General features: G+C 58.6%; 15 protein-coding genes, 1 tRNA gene and 1 other RNA gene. 8 read left to right on the top strand and 9 right to left on the bottom strand.

The window, feature by feature from the left end:
* Nucleotides 1-28 precede the first annotated feature (28 nt).
* The 3 genes from NW818_RS03285 to rpoD all read right to left on the bottom strand — a co-directional run bounded on the left by NW818_RS03285 (nucleotide 29) and on the right by rpoD (nucleotide 2,394).
* Nucleotides 29-835 (bottom strand): adenosylcobinamide-GDP ribazoletransferase, encoded by an 807-nt coding sequence (locus NW818_RS03285; RefSeq protein WP_011433784.1) that lies wholly within the window; start codon nucleotides 833-835, stop codon nucleotides 29-31.
* On the bottom strand, nucleotides 811-1,089 hold the full coding sequence (locus tag NW818_RS03280; RefSeq protein WP_414423817.1) for a hypothetical protein: 279 nt from the start codon (nucleotides 1,087-1,089) through the stop codon (nucleotides 811-813). The genes NW818_RS03285 and NW818_RS03280 overlap by 25 nt, the downstream gene beginning before the upstream one ends.
* Before the next feature lie 93 nt (nucleotides 1,090-1,182).
* Entirely contained in the window at nucleotides 1,183-2,394 is a 1,212-nt protein-coding gene (gene rpoD, locus NW818_RS03275) for an RNA polymerase sigma factor RpoD (protein ID WP_414423816.1), read from the bottom strand.
* Between the two features lie 645 nt (nucleotides 2,395-3,039).
* Between rpoD and metH the strand changes: the two genes are divergently transcribed.
* The gene (gene metH, locus NW818_RS03270) at nucleotides 3,040-6,714 is read left to right on the top strand and encodes a methionine synthase (RefSeq protein WP_414423815.1); all 3,675 of its coding nucleotides are present in this window, start codon (nucleotides 3,040-3,042) and stop codon (nucleotides 6,712-6,714) included.
* Between the two features lie 91 nt (nucleotides 6,715-6,805).
* Here the strand turns inward: metH and NW818_RS03265 are convergent, their stop codons facing one another.
* Entirely contained in the window at nucleotides 6,806-7,597 is a 792-nt protein-coding gene (locus NW818_RS03265; RefSeq protein ID WP_414423814.1) for an ABC transporter permease, read from the bottom strand.
* Between the two features lie 472 nt (nucleotides 7,598-8,069).
* Between NW818_RS03265 and NW818_RS03260 the strand changes: the two genes are divergently transcribed.
* A complete protein-coding gene (locus NW818_RS03260) occupies nucleotides 8,070-8,834 on the top strand; it encodes a TIGR03943 family putative permease subunit (RefSeq protein ID WP_414423813.1) in 765 nt (254 codons plus the stop codon).
* A gap of 10 nt (nucleotides 8,835-8,844) precedes the next feature.
* Here NW818_RS03260 and apcB read toward each other — a convergent pair whose 3' ends face one another.
* The gene (gene apcB / locus NW818_RS03255; protein ID WP_011433791.1) at nucleotides 8,845-9,348 is read right to left on the bottom strand and encodes an allophycocyanin subunit beta; all 504 of its coding nucleotides are present in this window, start codon (nucleotides 9,346-9,348) and stop codon (nucleotides 8,845-8,847) included.
* Between the two features lie 239 nt (nucleotides 9,349-9,587).
* Entirely contained in the window at nucleotides 9,588-10,487 is a 900-nt protein-coding gene (truB, locus tag NW818_RS03250) for a tRNA pseudouridine(55) synthase TruB (protein ID WP_414423818.1), read from the bottom strand.
* 95 nt (nucleotides 10,488-10,582) lie between these two features.
* Here truB and NW818_RS03245 point away from each other — a divergent pair, with 95 nt between their 5' ends.
* A complete protein-coding gene (locus NW818_RS03245) occupies nucleotides 10,583-11,596 on the top strand; it encodes a DMT family transporter (protein ID WP_414331706.1) in 1,014 nt (337 codons plus the stop codon).
* Nucleotides 11,597-11,623: 27 nt separating this feature from the next.
* Here NW818_RS03245 and trpS read toward each other — a convergent pair whose 3' ends face one another.
* Complete coding sequence (gene trpS, locus NW818_RS03240) at nucleotides 11,624-12,619, bottom strand: tryptophan--tRNA ligase (protein ID WP_414423812.1); 996 nt, start codon at nucleotides 12,617-12,619, stop codon at nucleotides 11,624-11,626.
* 123 nt (nucleotides 12,620-12,742) lie between these two features.
* Here trpS and NW818_RS03235 point away from each other — a divergent pair, with 123 nt between their 5' ends.
* The 3 genes from NW818_RS03235 (at nucleotide 12,743) to gatC (ending at nucleotide 14,113) form a co-directional block, all read left to right on the top strand.
* Nucleotides 12,743-13,027, top strand: a complete 285-nt coding sequence (locus NW818_RS03235; protein WP_414407248.1) for a chlororespiratory reduction protein 7 — start codon at nucleotides 12,743-12,745, stop codon at nucleotides 13,025-13,027.
* Nucleotides 13,028-13,200: 173 nt separating this feature from the next.
* Entirely contained in the window at nucleotides 13,201-13,722 is a 522-nt protein-coding gene (locus NW818_RS03230; RefSeq protein ID WP_414388507.1) for a photosystem I assembly protein Ycf3, read from the top strand.
* Nucleotides 13,723-13,819: 97 nt separating this feature from the next.
* Nucleotides 13,820-14,113: an Asp-tRNA(Asn)/Glu-tRNA(Gln) amidotransferase subunit GatC gene (gatC, locus tag NW818_RS03225; protein ID WP_414330390.1), complete on the top strand. Its 294-nt coding sequence runs from the start codon at nucleotides 13,820-13,822 to the stop codon at nucleotides 14,111-14,113.
* 2 nt (nucleotides 14,114-14,115) lie between these two features.
* Here the strand turns inward: gatC and NW818_RS03220 are convergent.
* Nucleotides 14,116-14,187 (bottom strand) — tRNA-Lys (locus NW818_RS03220).
* Between the two features lie 100 nt (nucleotides 14,188-14,287).
* Here NW818_RS03220 and ssrA point away from each other — a divergent pair.
* Nucleotides 14,288-14,689: a transfer-messenger RNA gene (ssrA, locus tag NW818_RS03215) on the top strand.
* Nucleotides 14,690-14,769: 80 nt separating this feature from the next.
* Here the strand turns inward: ssrA and NW818_RS03210 are convergent.
* Entirely contained in the window at nucleotides 14,770-15,408 is a 639-nt protein-coding gene (locus tag NW818_RS03210; RefSeq protein ID WP_011433798.1) for a Crp/Fnr family transcriptional regulator, read from the bottom strand.
* Nucleotides 15,409-15,712: 304 nt separating this feature from the next.
* Between NW818_RS03210 and atpC the strand changes: the two genes are divergently transcribed.
* Entirely contained in the window at nucleotides 15,713-16,126 is a 414-nt protein-coding gene (gene atpC, locus NW818_RS03205) for an ATP synthase F1 subunit epsilon (protein WP_011433800.1), read from the top strand.
* Nucleotides 16,127-16,287: the final 161 nt, after the last annotated feature.

The following is a 16,287-nucleotide window of genomic DNA, read 5'->3' as shown; positions in this document are numbered from 1 at the left end:
AGCAGTGTTCAGCGTAAATGTATCAGATTCATGATGGCCCAATAAGGGATCCCCACAGCAATGCTATCGCTTCTGACCATTCCACCGTAGCTCCGTAGGTATCGCCCGTGTGTCCTCCCAACTGGCGGTAGATCCAGTAGCCCACGGCCCAAGCCCCCAGGGCGGATCCCAGCGTCCAGAGCAGCAAAGGGGGCCAAGCCAAGATCCCAGCCCAGCCCAACCCCCCGGTGATGGCCAGCACAAGCAGAGTGCCCGGCCACAGGGATCCCGGCAGGGAAGTGGAGTCTTTGAGGAAGCGGGCGGATCCCTGCTCGCGCAGATAGGGGTACAGGGCAATGGCGAGCAACTGGCCCCAACGCCCCCAGGCGGGCACCAGCAGCAAGAGGGGCCAAGCTCGAACGCTGCTCAGGGCAGCAAATTTCAGCAGCAGCAGCAGCACCAAGGCCAGTACCCCATAGGCCCCGGTGTGGCTGTCGCTCATCACCTGCAGACGGCGACGGGATCCCTGCAAGTCAGATTTTTGCCCATCCTCAGTTGACCGTTCCGGATCCCCTTTGTAAGGATTCTTGTGGACATTGATCGCCAAGCCATCGGCAGTATCGGCCACCCCGTCCAGGTGCAGCCCACCGGTCAAGAGAACCCACAGGGCCAAGAGCAAAGCGGCCCGCACCGGATTGGGGAAAATCTGCAGCAGGATCCCAGCCAGGGAGAGGATCCCGCCCAGCAACACACCTACCCCTGGCAGCCAGGCGGCAATGCCCTCAAACGGCAAGTCTCCGACCCACCCCAGAGGCAGGGCCGTGTAGAAAGTCAAGGCTGCCCAGAAGCGCCGCAATCGCTCAGTCCTTGAGTCTGTGTAAAGGGATCCGCCAATCCAGCCCTCTGGGAGAGAAAATAGGAATCCTTGCGAACGGTGCGCCCCACCACAATGGTGAGCCTGACAATGGTGAGCTTGGCCACCAAAGCTCCGATGGCGCCCACCGCGGCCAACACCAGAAAGAGGGCTGCTTTTTCAGAAAGACTGGGATCCGCGGAGTCTGGTTCGAGTTCATGCTGAAGATCCTCCATCGCGCGGGTTGGCAGTTCCAACTCAGTCTGTCCTAGGGGGCCGGGAACTCTCTTGGATCCTAAGCAGGGATCCCTTGCCCCAGCTCTCTATCGAAGCTGGAACAGACCGCAGAGTTAGCGGATGTATTCCTTCAACACGCTGTTGCGGTTGGGGTGGCGCAACTTGCGCAGAGCCTTAGCCTCGATCTGCCGGATTCGCTCACGGGTGACATTAAAGATCTGGCCGATTTCCTCCAGCGTTTTCATGCGGCCATCATCCAAGCCGTAGCGCAACTTCAACACATCCCGTTCGCGGGCGGTGAGGGTTTCCAAAACACTTTCCAGATCTTCTCTGAGCAAGACTTTGGCCACCCGATCCTCCGGCGTCTCCCCCTCTGACTCGATAAAGTCTCCCAGCCGAGAATCCTCTTCCTTGCCGATGGGGGTTTCCAAAGAGATGGGAAGCTGGGCCGACTTGGCGATAAAGCGCAACTTCTCGATGGTGATCTCCATGCGGGTGGCGATCTCCTCTTCGGTGGGCTTGCGGCCCAATTCCTGGGAAAGCAACTTGGTTACCTTTTTGATGCGGGAGATCGTCTCGTAGAGGTGGACAGGCAGGCGAATGGTGCGGGATTGGTCGGCAATGGCGCGGGTGATGGCCTGTCGAATCCACCACGTCGCATAGGTGGAGAACTTGTAGCCCTTCTCGTGGTCGAATTTCTCGGCTGCCCGAATCAGGCCCAGGGATCCCTCCTGAATCAAATCCTGAAAAGACAGGCCCCGGTTCATGTACTTTTTGGCGATGGACACCACCAAACGCAGATTAGACTGCACCATCTTTTCTTTGGCCCGCCGCCCCCGATGCAACCGCCGCCGAAATTCCGGCAAGGACATCTTGACCTCTTCTGCCCAGAGGGTGTCCGGCACCTCTTCTGGGTCTGACCAGAGGCCCATACGCTGAAAAACGGCCTCGCGAGCGCGCTCTAGCTCCAGCAGATCGGCAATTTTTCGGGCTAGCTCGATTTCTTCATCGGCCCGCAGCAGCCGGATACGCCCAATTTCTTGCAAATAGACCCGGATAGAGTCATCGGTGTAGGGCTTTTTCTTACTGGCCGCCTTGCGCTTTGAGCGACCTTTGGCACCGGCGGCGGCAGTCTCTCCATCCTCCTCTGCTGCCTCTTCGTCGTCGTCATCCTCATCAAAAGCATCAGTGTCACCGGTATCCAGTTCGCTCTCGAGGGTATCTGTCTCCGTGTCCAACTCCAGGGTGCCAGAAGGTGGATTTTCCAGATCCGATTCGAGAAGAGCTGTTTTACCCGATTTCACCAATTCCTTTGCTTGAGCCATGCTGAGTTCCTCGTGATCCTAATCACAGACAAATGAAGGTGACTAAGGGAGCTTAGACGCCAAAGGGAGAGGAGCAAGTTGCAGCTCTGCTGCATCCCACAACGCCAGAGTGAGGGAGCCGATATCCGCAAGCCAAAGCCTGACTTGCCCTAGGCCAGCCTGCCCGCTTCTGAATAACCGATTGCTCGGGTCAATCTGGAAGCAGATATCGCTCATGGAGCTCAACTGAACTGGCGCAAGACTCGTCTTGATGGACGGGGCCTCTCGAGGTGGCGAAAGGTGGATCTTTCTCTTCGTCGATCCTGCGACGGAGTGCGAGGCACTTTACCAAGGGGACGGAACATTCAGCACCTCAACCACTCCAACCTGCGAGGAGAAGATCGCTCTACAGCAGGCAGCAAACGACTCTGGGGGGAGCCTTTGCGAGCAACTGTAGCCGTTCACACCAAAACGTCTTCCCTAAATTAGCCCGACCTGGGGGAAACAGCAACGGGGCAGGCAAAGAAAATGTTAAATTCACCTCAACAATGGCCAGAATGGAAGCCCTGGCCAGGGATCCATCCTTCGGCCTAGTCCGAGCAAATGGCTCGATGCTAACTTAAATCAGACTCTAGGTCGATGACACCCTGCCTGACTTTGACTTCTATGACCCATCCCTTCCTGCAGCATCTTCAGGAACGTGTGATTGTCTTTGATGGGGCGATGGGATCCTCCCTCCAGGCCCAGAACCTGACGGCAGCGGATTTTGGTGGGCCGGAGCTGGAGGGTTGCAACGAGATGCTGGTGCTGACCAAGCCGGAGGCGGTGGAGCGGGTACACCGCGGCTTTCTGGAAGTGGGGGCCGACGTTGTTGAGACCAATACCTTTGGGGCCACCTCCATCGTTTTGGCCGAGTACGGGATCCCGGAAAAAGCCTACGAGCTGAACGTGGCAGCAGCCCGTTTGGCCAAGCGGGTAGCAGCCGAGTTTGCGACGCCGGAAAAGCCCCGTTTTGTGGCCGGCTCCATTGGCCCCACCACCAAGCTGCCCACCCTGGGGCACATCAGCTTTGATGAGATGCGGGCTGCCTACGAGGAGCAGGTGCAGGGGCTAGTTGACGGTGGGGCGGATCTGCTGATCATCGAGACCTGCCAGGACATTTTGCAGACCAAGGCGGCCCTGGTGGCCGTGCAGCAGGAGTTTGCCCGACGCGGGATCCGCCTGCCGGTGGTGGTGTCCCTGACCTTTGAGGTGCAGGGGACAATGCTGGTGGGCACGGAGATCGGGGCGGCCCTGGCCATCCTGGAGCCCTATCCCATCGATGTGCTGGGCCTCAACTGTGCCACTGGCCCAGACAAGATGGTCGAACACATCCGCTATCTGTCCCGCCATTCTCCTTTCCCCATCTCCTGCATCCCCAACGCTGGCCTGCCGGAAAACATCGGCGGCAAAGCCCACTACAAGCTCACCCCGGAGCAGTTGCGCTTCCACCTGGAGCATTTTGTGCGGGATCTGGGGGTAGCGGTGGTGGGAGGGTGTTGCGGCACCCGTCCCGAGCACATTGCCGCCTTGGTGGAAGCTGTGCAGGGGCTGCGGCCCAAACGTCGTAGCATCGAACGGATCCAGGCTGCTGCCTCGATTTATGCCCCTCAGCCCTACCTGCAGGAGAACTCTTTTTTGATCATCGGCGAGCGGCTGAATGCCAGCGGCTCCAAAAAGATGCGGGAGCTGCTCAACGCCGAAGACTGGGATGGCCTGGTGGCCCTGGCCCGCGAGCAGGTGCGGGAGGGAGCCCACATCCTGGACGTGAATGTGGACTACGTGGGCCGGGATGGGGTGCGGGATATGCGGGAGCTGGTGTCCCGGCTGGTCACCCAAATCCAAATCCCCCTGATGCTGGACTCCACCGATTGGCAAAAGATGGAGGCGGGCCTCAAGGTGGCGGGGGGCAAATGTCTGCTCAACTCCACCAACTACGAGGATGGGGAAGAGCGCTTCTTCAAGGTGCTGGAGCTAGCTAAAACCTACGGCGCCGGGGTGGTCATCGGCACCATCGACGAAGAGGGCATGGCCCGCACCGCCGACAAGAAGTTCCAGATTGCCGAGCGGGCCTATCGCCAGGCGGTTGAGTACGGGATCCCGCCCTACGAGATTTTCTTTGACCCCCTGGCTTTGCCCATTTCCACCGGCATCGAGGAAGACCGGGCCAACGGGGCAGCCACCCTGGAGGCCATCCGCCGTATCCGCCAGGCTTTCCCGGAGACCCACATTCTCTTGGGCATTTCCAACATCTCCTTTGGGCTCTCGCCGGCAGCCCGCGTGGTGTTGAACTCGGTGTTTTTGCACGAGTGCCGCGAGGCCGGCCTGGATGCCGCCATCGTCAGCGCCGCCAAGATCCTGCCCCTGAACAAGATCCCCGCAGAGCAGCAGCAGGTGTGTCGGGATCTGATCTGGGATAGGCGGCAGTTTAACGCCGTTCGCGTTAGCGGGACGGAGTCCTCGGGCATTTGCACCTACGATCCTCTGGCGCGGCTGACGGAGCTGTTTGCGGGAGTTTCCAGCCAAGAGCTGCGGGCAGCCAGATCCCTGGCCACGCTGCCTCTGGAGGAGCGCCTGCGGCGGCACATCATCGACGGCGAGCGGATTGGCCTGGAAGAAACCTTGGCGGAGGCACTGCAGAACTATCCTCCCCTGGAGATCATCAACACCTTTTTGCTGGATGGCATGAAAGAGGTGGGGGAGCTCTTCGGTGCCGGCAAGATGCAACTGCCCTTTGTGCTGCAGTCGGCAGAAACCATGAAAGCGGCGGTGAAATACCTGGAGCCCTTCATGGAAAAGGTGGGAGGGGAAGTGTGCAAAGGCACTCTTTTGATTGCCACCGTCAAGGGGGATGTCCACGATATTGGCAAAAACTTGGTGGACATCATCCTCACCAACAACGGCTACAAAGTCATCAACCTGGGCATCAAGCAGCCGGTGGAGAACATCATCGAAGCCTATGAAAAGAGCAAGGCCGACTGCATTGCCATGAGCGGCCTGTTGGTAAAATCCACCGCCTTTATGAAGGAGAACTTGGAGGTGTTTAACGAGCGGGGCATCACGGTTCCCGTCATTTTGGGAGGGGCTGCCCTCACCCGCCGCTTTGTGGAAGAAGACTGCCGCAAGACCTACAAAGGCCAGGTGATCTATGGCCGCGACGCCTTCGTCGATCTCCACTTTATGGATCGGCTAATGCAGGCCAAGGCTGCTGGCCGCTGGGATGACCGGCTGGGTTTTCTGGACGACCTAGAGCAGGGATCCCCCTCTGCCAATGGCCAGAAAGAGGCTTCTTGGGTTCCAGAGGAAACGGATCCCAGCCTGCCCCCTGCGGAGACCACCGTGGGAGCTGCTCCCGCCCTCACCCTCTCCGAGTCCCAAGACACCCGCCGCTCTGAAGCCGTTGCCCTGGAGACCGAGCGACCCATCCCGCCTTTCTGGGGATCCCAGGTTCTCACCTCAGATCAGATCCCTTGGCCGGAAGTCTTCTTCTACATCGACAAGCAGGCCCTGGTGGCCGGACAATGGCAGATTCGCAAGCCCCGCGACCAGTCGGCAGAGGAGTTTGCCGAGTTTATCGCCACCCAGGTGGATCCGGTGATCGAGCGCTGGAAAGAGCGGATCCTGGCAGAAGATCTGCTGCACCCCCAGATTGTCTACGGCTATTTCCCGGCCCAGGCAGAGGGGAACACTTTGATCCTCTTCGACCCGGCCAGCTTCCCCGAGCTGTTTTCCCTGGAGCCAGGCTCCACCACCTATTTCCAACTGCCCACGGTGGAGCGCCCGCAACTCTCTCCAGGGGTGCGGGAATTGGCCCGCTTCACCTTCCCCCGCCAAAAAACCGGCCACCGCTACTGTATCGCCGACTTCTTCGCCGCTCGCTCCACAGGATTGGTGGATGTTTTCCCCATGCAGGCGGTCACGGTAGGGGCAGAAGCCACCGCCTATGCCCAGCGCCTGTTTGCCGAAGGCCAGTACACCGACTACCTGTATTTCCACGGCCTGGCTGTGACCCTGGCGGAAGCCCTGGCGGAATGGTGCCATGCCCGCATCCGGCGGGAGCTGGGGTTTGGCCACGAAGATAGCCCCGACATCCGCAAGATCCTGCACCAGGGCTATCGGGGATCCCGCTATAGCTTCGGCTATCCGGCCTGCCCCAACATTGCCGACCAACGGATTCTGCTGGAGCTGCTCCAGGCCGAGCGCATTGGCCTCACCATGGACGAGAGCGATCAGTTGGATCCGGAACAGTCCACCACCGCCATCGTTGCTTACCATCCGGCAGCCCGCTACTTCAACACTTAGGCTTAGGCCCTCATCTCCAACCTCTCTCAGGGGGAGAGGGGGAACTGTCGAGAACGGCTAGCGGGATCCCAGGCGGGAGCGGCTGTTCGCGTCAGCGGTGCGGAGCACTCCGCAGGGGGAAGCCCACGACCAAGATCAAGGTAACCAGAATGATCAAGGTGGAGAGGGCATTGATTTCCGGGGTAACTCCTCGTCGCGCCGTGCTGTAAATCAAAATCGGCAGGGTCTGGCTTTCGGGGCCACTGGTAAAAAAGGAGATGACAAAATCATCTATCGAAAGGGTAAAAGCCAGCAAAGCGGCAGCTTGGATCCCTGGCATGGCCAAGGGCAAGGTGACATAGCGTAGCTTTTGCCAGGTGTTTGCATAGAGGTCATAGGCTGCTTCTTCCAGGGCGGGATCCAAAAGTTGGAGACGGCTGCGCACCACAATAGCCACAAAAGCAATCTGAAACGTAATGTGGGCCAAGATCATCGTCCCCAAGCCCAGCTCAAAGAGGCCCGTGTAAAAGCGCACAAACTGGTAGAACAGCAGCAGCGCGATGGCCATCACAATATCGGGGACGATCACCGGCAACAGCATCAGCCCCTGCAGGATCTTTTTACCGGGGAAGCGATAGCGATACAGCCCATAGCCCAGCAGGGATCCCAGCAGCGTGCTGACCAGGGTGCTGACCACGGCCAAGACGAGGGTATTTTGCGTGGCCTGCCAGACCAGGGCATTCTGAAACAGGGAAAGGTACCAATCGAAGGTAAAACCTGTCCACGCCAGGCCAAAGCGGGCTCGGTTAAAGGAGTAGACGGCGATCAGCAGAATTGGCAGGTAGAGAAAGCCATAGATGGCATAGCTGACTCCCCGCAGCCAGGTGGGTATCCTTGCCAACATTCGGCCAACATTCGTGTGTGGTATCTCAGTTGTCTCTATCCCACTGTAGAGCAGACCGCCAAAATTGCAGCAACTCCCTAGGCTTTATACATCAGCCTGCAACCCTGCCTATCACGCCAAAGTCCGTTATCAATGGGATATCAATGTGAGGTTATCTGTGGCTGGATTTGTTGAATTGATGATGGGATCCCTGAAGCTGTAAAGACGGCAATCAAAGAACGTGAGCCAAACGAAATGTTTTGCTGTTCGCGTTAGGGGGACGGAGTCCTTGCCTTATTCGGGCAACCCGATACCTGTGACTGGGAAATTGGCAGCACAGGCATTCCCCAACGCCGGCAGTGGGCACTTCCGCGAGGATTGCTAAACTTAGGCTCGGAGTGGTGTGAAAAAGCTGCAACCCATGCCCAAAAGCAGTTCTGGTCGTCTTCGAGAAAAACAAAATCCAGAGGAACCGCACGCCAAAGCTAAGGTTATGTCTTGGCTCGGTGGTCGCCTCAGCAGCAGGGAGTCCAAACCGTTGCGGTGGGGCAATACGGCCTACTGGGAGGCGGTTGGGTTGATGTTGCTAGGGATCCTGCTGATCGTCTATCGCTGGCGGGGCACCCTGCTGATGTTGATCAATCCCGGCTACGTGAATGTGGCGCTGTTGGCCGGGCTGTGTCTGTTGGGCTTGGGGATTGGCCGTTGGCGAGGAGCCAAAGTTGCCTCTTCTGAAGTCCATGCCTCACTATTGGGGCCGCGGCTGGGCGCAGGACTGTTGATCCTGACGGCCCTGCTGGGGTTTTGGGTCGAGCCACGACCACTCTCCAGCCAAACTGCCCTCAACCGAGGGGTATCTCCCTATCTGGGGGTATCTCGTAGCCAGCCGCAGGCTTTTCGCCCCAAGCTCGACCCCCGTCAGCGAACTCTGCTGGACTGGGTGCGCACCTTGGATGTTTACCCGGATCCCTACACCTATGAAGACCAGCCGGTGCGGGTGCAGGGGTTCGTCATTCCCGACAAGCAACCCGACCATTTTGTTATTGCCCGGTTTTTGGTTAGCTGCTGTGCTGCCGATGCTTACCCTGTGGGCTTGCCGGTGCGCTGGCCAGAGGCAGAGCAGTTAACTGCCGACAGTTGGCTGCGTCTGGAGGGGCGCATGGCCGTGGAGCAGCGGGATGGCCAATCTCAGTTGGTAATCGCTGCCGAGCAGGTGGAGCCGATACCGGTGCCGGCCAATCCCTACGCCGACGAGTGAGAGTAGGCGCTCAGATATCGGTTTCGCTCAGCTTAGCGCTCAGGTAATCGAAGGGCTCGGCCACAAAGCTGTAGTCTTCGCCAGAGCCAAGCAGCTCCAGGGTGCGGGTTTTCATGTTTTGGATCCCAATCACCGTCGGGGCGATGGGCACGCCGAGGGAGTTGTAGGTCTCCCGCAAGCCCGCCAACACCCGCTCATCCAAAATGCTGTTGTCGGCAGCCACCAGCGCGTAGGAAGCGTAGCGCAAGAAGTAGTCCATATCCCGCAAACAGGTGGCGTAGCGGCGGGTGGTGTAGGCGTTGCCTCCCGGACGGATGAGATCCGGCACCTGGGCGAACATGGCCGCAGCAGCCGTTTTGACGATATCCACCGAGTTGAGATTGATCACGTTTACGGCCTTGATGCGCCGCAGCCCCGAGTCATAAAAAGCCTTGAGCGCATCCATTGCCTCCCGATCCAAGTAGCGGCCCGTCAGGTCGTAGGTTTTGATCAGTGTGGTTACGGCATCCCGCATATCCCCAGCTCCATTCTTGTGACTTTATTTTGTAAAGTAGCTTGAGATGAAAAAATGAGAAGAGATTTTGCCGGACAACATCCAAAGGTCAACCTTGGAAAATCGAGCCAGAGCCCGGCAACGGCGACGCTTCAGGCTCCCCTTCGCCCTCAGAAGTTTAGCATGCGGGGGTTTCTTTCCCGCTTCCCCCTGAGACAATGGCCAATGTTGTTACGAAAATGTAACTTTTCTGCAACACTCTAGGGATCCGGCGACAACACCCGCAGCGGCTTGAGCTGACCTGCCTGACCGTACCCCAAGCCCAAAAACTTGCCCTCCTCATCCAGCACCCGCAAAGTAGGGGCATCGACAACAGGCCGGTCGAGGAGAATGGCCCGACCCTGCAGCCACTGCTTCGCTTCGGCGGAAGAGAGCTGTACCGCACCCCAATCGGCAAATCCCCACTCGATGGGCAGCAGGGCAGCAGCGGGATCCCCGGATCCCTGCCATTTCTCCAGGGGCAGGCTTTCTGCGATGCGAAAGGGGCCACTTTGCAGCCGTCGCAGCCGGCTCATCAGCCCTCCACAGCCCAATTTTTCCCCCACATCGCGGGCAAGGGCACGAATGTAGGTGCCGGGGCCACAGGCAACTTCCAGATCCACTTCCGGAAAGTCTCCGGCTCGCCAGCCCAGGATGCGCAGTTGCCGAATGACCACCCGTCGGGGTTCCAACTGGAGTTCCGCAGCCTCCACGCCGGCACGGGCCAACTGGTAGAGCTTTTTCCCCTGGCGCTTAAGGGCGCTGTAGAGGGGCGGCACCTGCCAGATCTCGCCGGTAAACTCCCGCAAGCACTGCTCTACCTGCTCGCGACTCAACCCAGGACAAGGGGATCCCACCCGGATCTGCCCTTCGGCATCGTCGGTGTCGCTGCGCTGTCCCAATCGGAAGGTTGCTTGATACACCTTATCCCCCGACAAAAACGACAAAAAGCGTGTTGCCCGTCCCACCGCAATCGGCAAAACCCCCGTTGCCGCCGGATCCAAGGTGCCCCCATGCCCCACCTTGCGGGTGCGCAAGACCCGCCGCACCACTGCCACACAGTCGTGGGAGGTGAGCCCCGCCGGCTTGTCCAGGTTGAGAAAGCCCTCCAGGGATCCCATGCCAGGCATAATATGCATCAACAGTTAAGATTTGTAACTGAGCTGCCCCAGCGCTTAACATGGGGTTAACTTCCGTCTCTGAGTTTGAAGCACCCATGGCTCAGTCTGACCTGTTCTTTCAGCCTATCTGGCAACGCCTCCTGATGATTGCCCCCTTTTTCCTGTGGGGCTCGGCGATGGTGGTGATGCGAGATGCCCTCTCCGAGACCACCCCCCTCTTCATTGCCATTCTGCGGTTGCTGCCGGCAGGGATCCTGGTTCTTGCCTTTCGGCTCTGGCAGGGGCGGGGTTCTGCGTCTCACGCCTGGCATCCCAGAGGGCTGCGCGGCTGGCTATGGGTGTTGGCGTTTGCGCTGGTGGATGGCACATGTTTTCAGGGATTTTTGGCCCAAGGGCTGAAAGAGACAGGGGCGGGCCTGGGATCCGTGCTCATTGACTCGCAGCCGCTGGCGGTGGCTCTGATGGCCACCTGGTTTTACCGCGAGCGGATGGGATCCCTAGGCTGGCTGAGCCTGGGGCTGGGAGTTTTCGGCATTGGCCTCATCGGCCTATCCGGCGAGGGATCCCTGCAGTTGGGGGCCGGCGTCGTTTGGATGTTGATGGCCTCCCTGTCGATGGCCATCGGCACCGTGATGATGCCCAAGGTGGCGGAGGTGGCGGATCCGGTGCTGGCGACGGGCTGGCACATGGTGTTGGGCAGCCTGCCCTTGATCCTGCTGTCAGCACTAACAGAAACCCAGCAATGGCAACACCTGAGCGGGATCCACTGGCTGGGCCTCCTCTACGCTTCGGTGATGGGGAGCGCCTTGGCCTATGCCCTCTTCTTCTATTTCGCCTCTCAGGAAAACCTCACCGAGTTCAGCTCCCTGACCTTCCTCACCCCCATCTTTGCCCTGCTGTTTGGCAGCACCTTTCTGGGGGAATCGCTGACGCGGCTGCAATGGCTGGGAGTGGGCATCACTCTGGTCTGCGTGTATTTGATTAACCACCGGCAAGAATGGCAGGAGCGCCTGCGCCTAGGCTGGAAAGGGATCCTCTCGGAGCTGGGTTTGGATTGGCTGGTGAGCGCCTTCAGCACCGTCGAGATCCGCGATGGCAACCCCGACTGATCCCATCAAAGCTTGGGCAGGGATCCCTCAGGGGGGTAAGAACCCCATAGCCTCTCTCACCGTTTTTAGCGTTTGCTCGGCGATGGCACGGGCCTTAGCGGCATTCTCCCGAATCAGAACGAGCAGGTGGTCGGGGTTGCTCCACAGTTCCCGGTAGCGCTGCTGAATGGGCTCCAGGGCAGCGATGATGCTGTCGGCGAGGAGGGGCTTGAACTGTCCCCACCCCATCTCGGCACACTCAGCCGCCACCGCCTCCTTGCTTTTGCCGGAGGTGAGCATGTAAATCGTCAACAAATTGTGGGCTTCGGGACGAGCCGGATCGTCAAAAGTAATGCCCCGAATGGGGTCGGTCTTGCATTTTTGGATCTTCTTGCGGATGGTATCCGGGTCATCCAGCAGATGAATACGGCTGAAATCCGAGGGATCCGACTTGGACATCTTGCGCGTACCATCGGTCAAGCTCATTACCCGCGCCCCCTCCGGACGAATCAGGGCCTCTGGGATCAGAAACACCTCTCCAAAACGGTCATTGAAGCGGCGAGCAATATCCCGACACAGCTCAATATGCTGCCGCTGATCCTCCCCCACCGGCACATACTTGGGTTGGTAGAGCAAAATATCCGCCGCCTGCAAAATCGGGTAGCTGAACAAGCCAACGCTGGTCTCCTCTCCCTGTTTTTCTTTCTTCTCCTTGTATTGGATCATGCGCTCCGCCCAGTTCATGGGGGTGATGGTGTTGAACAGCCAGGCCAGCTCCGTATGGGCAGGCACGTGGGACTGGACGAATAGCACGCAATGCTCCAGGCTGAGACCGCAGGCCAAATAAAGGGCAAACAGCGAACGGGTTCGCTCCCTCAGCAGCTTGGGATCCTGAGGGACGGTGATGGCGTGTTGATCGACGATGCAAAAAAAGTTCTCGTAGTGCTCCTGCTCGGCCACCCAGTTTTTAATTGCCCCCAAGTAATTGCCCAAATGCAGTTCGCCAGAGGGCTGAATGCCAGAGAGGGTGCGCGGCTTGGCCATAGGGAAAGCAGATCTCAAACGCCAACAAGACGGAGGACAAGAGCAAGGAAAGTCTTTTTCAGGATATCAAGAGAGGCGCAACCTGTTGGTTCATGATGGAAGGAAGATGCCCAACCGCACACCATGTCAGACTCTGAACCCGAACTGTTGCGTGCTGCCAACCACTATGTGCTGCTGATCCCGGGCTTGCCGGAGCAATTTCTCAGCCCCGAGGAATTGCAGGAGTTTCTCATGCGGCTGTTGCAGGAACATCCCCACTTGGTGGATGCAGATCTGGCCCGCTATCCCACCCCTCAAGCGCAGGCACAGCGGCTGATCGACACCGCCTGTGAGATCGAAGTTTCCCCCGGCGAAACCGTGCAGTGGCATCCTGTGCGCCTGAGCAAGCGCTCCTCGACACGGTCTTAACAGGCTCGGAAGTTCCTTGGCCAAGCCGTTCGCAGCCTCGTTGCAGCAGCGTTGCAGTTCCCCTGCCGTAGCCTGAGACAGAGCCCTCATGGAGTTGTGTTTCGGATCCCGCCTTGGGCGTGATACAACGCAAGAAAGAAATCCTGAGTTCTAAGTTCTAAAAGAGGTCAGCCATGCCGCGCAGCATGAAGAACGACAACTTCATCGACAAAACCTTTACCGTCATGGCCGATCTGATCCTGAAGCTGCTGCCAGGGGTGAGTTCTGAGCAAAAGAAAGCCTTTGCCTACTACCGGGATGGCATGGCCGCTCAGAGCGAAGGAGAATATGCCGAGGCCCTAGAAAACTACAGAGAAGCCCTTGCCCTGGAGCAAGGGGAAGAAGACCGCAGCTACATCCTCTACAACATGGGCCTGATCTACCAGAGCAACGGCGAACTGGACAAGGCTCTGGAGTACTATCACCAAGCTCTGGAGTTAAACCCAAGACTTTGCTCTGCTCTGAACAACATTGCCGTGCTGCTGCACCACAAGGGCGAGCTGAGCCTGCAAGCCGGGGATGAGGAAACAGCAGAGTCCCTGTTCGACGAGGCTGCCCAGTACTGGATTCGGGCCATTCGCATTGCCCCCAACAACTACATCGAGGCCCAAAACTGGCTGAAAACCACCGGGCGCGCCAACCTGGAAGTGTACTGAGCCTTCCTGCAGAAGGACTCCGTCCCGCTAACGCGAACGGTTGCGCTCAACTACCCTAGACTAAGTTAAGTCGATAACCTGCGAGCCGGAGGAGAGGATGCTGCAACGGGAAGAAGTCCAACATGTTGCTCACTTGGCTCGTTTGGAGCTAACCGAAGAGGAGGAGATCCAGTTCACAGAGCAGCTAACAGACATCTTGGCCTATGTGGAGCAACTGAAGGAGCTGGACACGGAGGGGGTAGAGCCCACCTTTCATGTCCTGGACATGGAACTGCCCACTCGCCCCGATGAAGTTGAGCCCTACCCCGATATCGAAGGGATCCTGGCCAACGCCCCTGATCGAGCTGACATGTTCTTCAAGGTGCCTCGCATTTTGGAAGAAGAAGACTGACATGGGTCGGCAGGGATTCGAACCCTGGGCCAATCGGTTAAAAGCCGAGTGCTCTACCGCTGAGCTACCGACCCAAGTTTGCAGCTTCGTCATATTAGCAAAGCTTCTGTCACATTCGCAAAGGTTCTGGCCGTATCCCCAAAAATCTTGCTATGCTGGACTCAAGTCAACCCTGGGGCTGTAACGGTTTCGACGGGGTGGCGAACATGGGTTCATGAGGCAGGTCGGGATTGAGCTTATCCCGTTACCACCAGGCTCAAAAAAGTACGTGCGAACAACGTCGTACCCTTTGCTCGTAAAGCGGCTGCTTTGGCTGCCTAAGGCTCAGTAACCGAAAACTTACTCTGAGCTCGAGGATCTGCTCACGACCCCGTTAAGTGGGCGGATCACAACCCCAACGGGTGCAGCTCTCTACTCTGGCTCCGTCGAGGGAGAGACTAAGATTAGGCGGAGAACTCCCATCGCTGGGATCCAAACGGCGATCCCCGCCTCGAGGGTCAAAGAGGCTAAACCTGTGAATGAGTGATCCCTCAGTACCCATCTCGGACACGGGTTCGACTCCCGTCAGCTCCATCTCCCAGCAGTTAACTACGAGCCAAAAACTGCCAGCTTTCAGCCATGCCCTAGGAGCAGATCCTGCTCAGTTTCTAAAGGTTTTACGGAGCGTGGGCGAGTTTGATGACAAGGTGCCGGTTTTTGTCCACCGCAACCCAGCCCTGCTGGCGAAAGCGGTTTAGGAGACGGGTAATGGTGACCCGGGTAGTGCCGATGGCATTGGCCAAGTCCTGGTGGGTAAGGCGCACTTGCAGGCGCACCCCTGTTGCAACTGGGGATCCCAGCTCCACAGCCAAAAGGGAGAGCAACTGGCGCAGCCGATCCTCTACCCGCCGCCGTCCGGCCAAGGCGAGCAATGCTTCGGTTTGGCGCAGCCGACGCACCACCTGCTTGAGCAGCCCTTGACTCAGGATCTCTGAGGCTTCCACCTCTGCTGCCGGCAGCCGCAGCACATCAACTGCCGTCAAAGCCTTAGCTTGGTAGGGATCCAGCATCGTCAGAGGGGATCCCAGGGGCATGGAGGGGCCGGCAAACCCCAACAACGCCTCACCGCCATTGGGATAGAGGGTGGTCAACTGTACCACGCCCCGACAGACGATCACCCATTCCTCAGGAAACAGAGGGATAACCTGGCCAGGAGTGTAGGGAGATAAACTGCGGCTTCGGTAGAGGTCTTCTAGCAGCTGGCGCTCCCGTGTGGACAGGCCGGCAGCAAAATGGCTAGGCATCGCTTCAGGCATAGGCTGGCTCCGCTAGGGAAACTGGGCGCACCGGTCGTTGGGCTCCCTTCTACAAACCAACAGCAATGGTCTGGCCGTCAATGCTGAGGTGGGGGCGAGAGATAAGTGTTCCCGACAACACCTTAGCGCTTGCCTTCCAGCCTGAGGTAAAGGCAAAGTTATGCACAGGTTAAGTGTGGCTGCCTCGAGAGAAGAGACAAAAGGAGAACCCGGCAAAGCTGCAGGGATCCGGATCCGGTAGGATCGGAAGCAGGGTGCTCCGCACCGCCGACGCGAAAGTGTTCAAGCCCTCAGGAGATCTGTCGTGACGCTGATGGTTCGTGTGATTACCCCCGACCGCACGGTTTGGGATGCCCCCAGCGAGGAAGTGATCCTCCCTGCCACTTCGGGCCAATTGGGCATTCTCACCGGGCACGCCCCCCTCTTGACCGCCATCGGCAATGGCGTTATGCGGGTCAAAGCCGATGGAAAGTGGTTGGCCATTGCGGTCATGGGCGGATTTGCAGAAGTCGAAAATAACGAGGTAACCGTCCTGGTCAACCGAGCAGAGCGGGGTGAAAAAGTGGATAAGGCAGCGGCTCAGGCCCTCTTGGACGAAGCAAGCAAAGTTTTGAATACCAGCAGCGACAAGCAAGAGCGCTTGCAAGCCAAGTTGGATCAACAGCGAGCCAGGGCCTTGATCCAAGCTGCCGAGATGGGCAGCAAGACTGGAAGCTGACCCTGTCCCGGCGCGGGATCTGCAGATGGAGCTCAAGCTGCAGGAGAGATGGAGGGGCTGAGGCGCAGCCAGGGGGCCATTTTCGATCTTTGGGGATTGGCTTTGTTAGCTAGACCGGCGGGAAGCCCCGCCTTCTGTTAGTGACTAGTGGCTGGTCACTA

The sequence above is a fragment of the Synechococcus sp. R6-5 genome (genome assembly GCF_047461775.1).
Lineage (GTDB): Bacteria > Cyanobacteriota > Cyanobacteriia > Thermostichales > Thermostichaceae > Thermostichus.
Note: the sequence above shows the minus strand (reverse complement) of the source record. Positions and strands in the feature narration are given on the sequence as shown.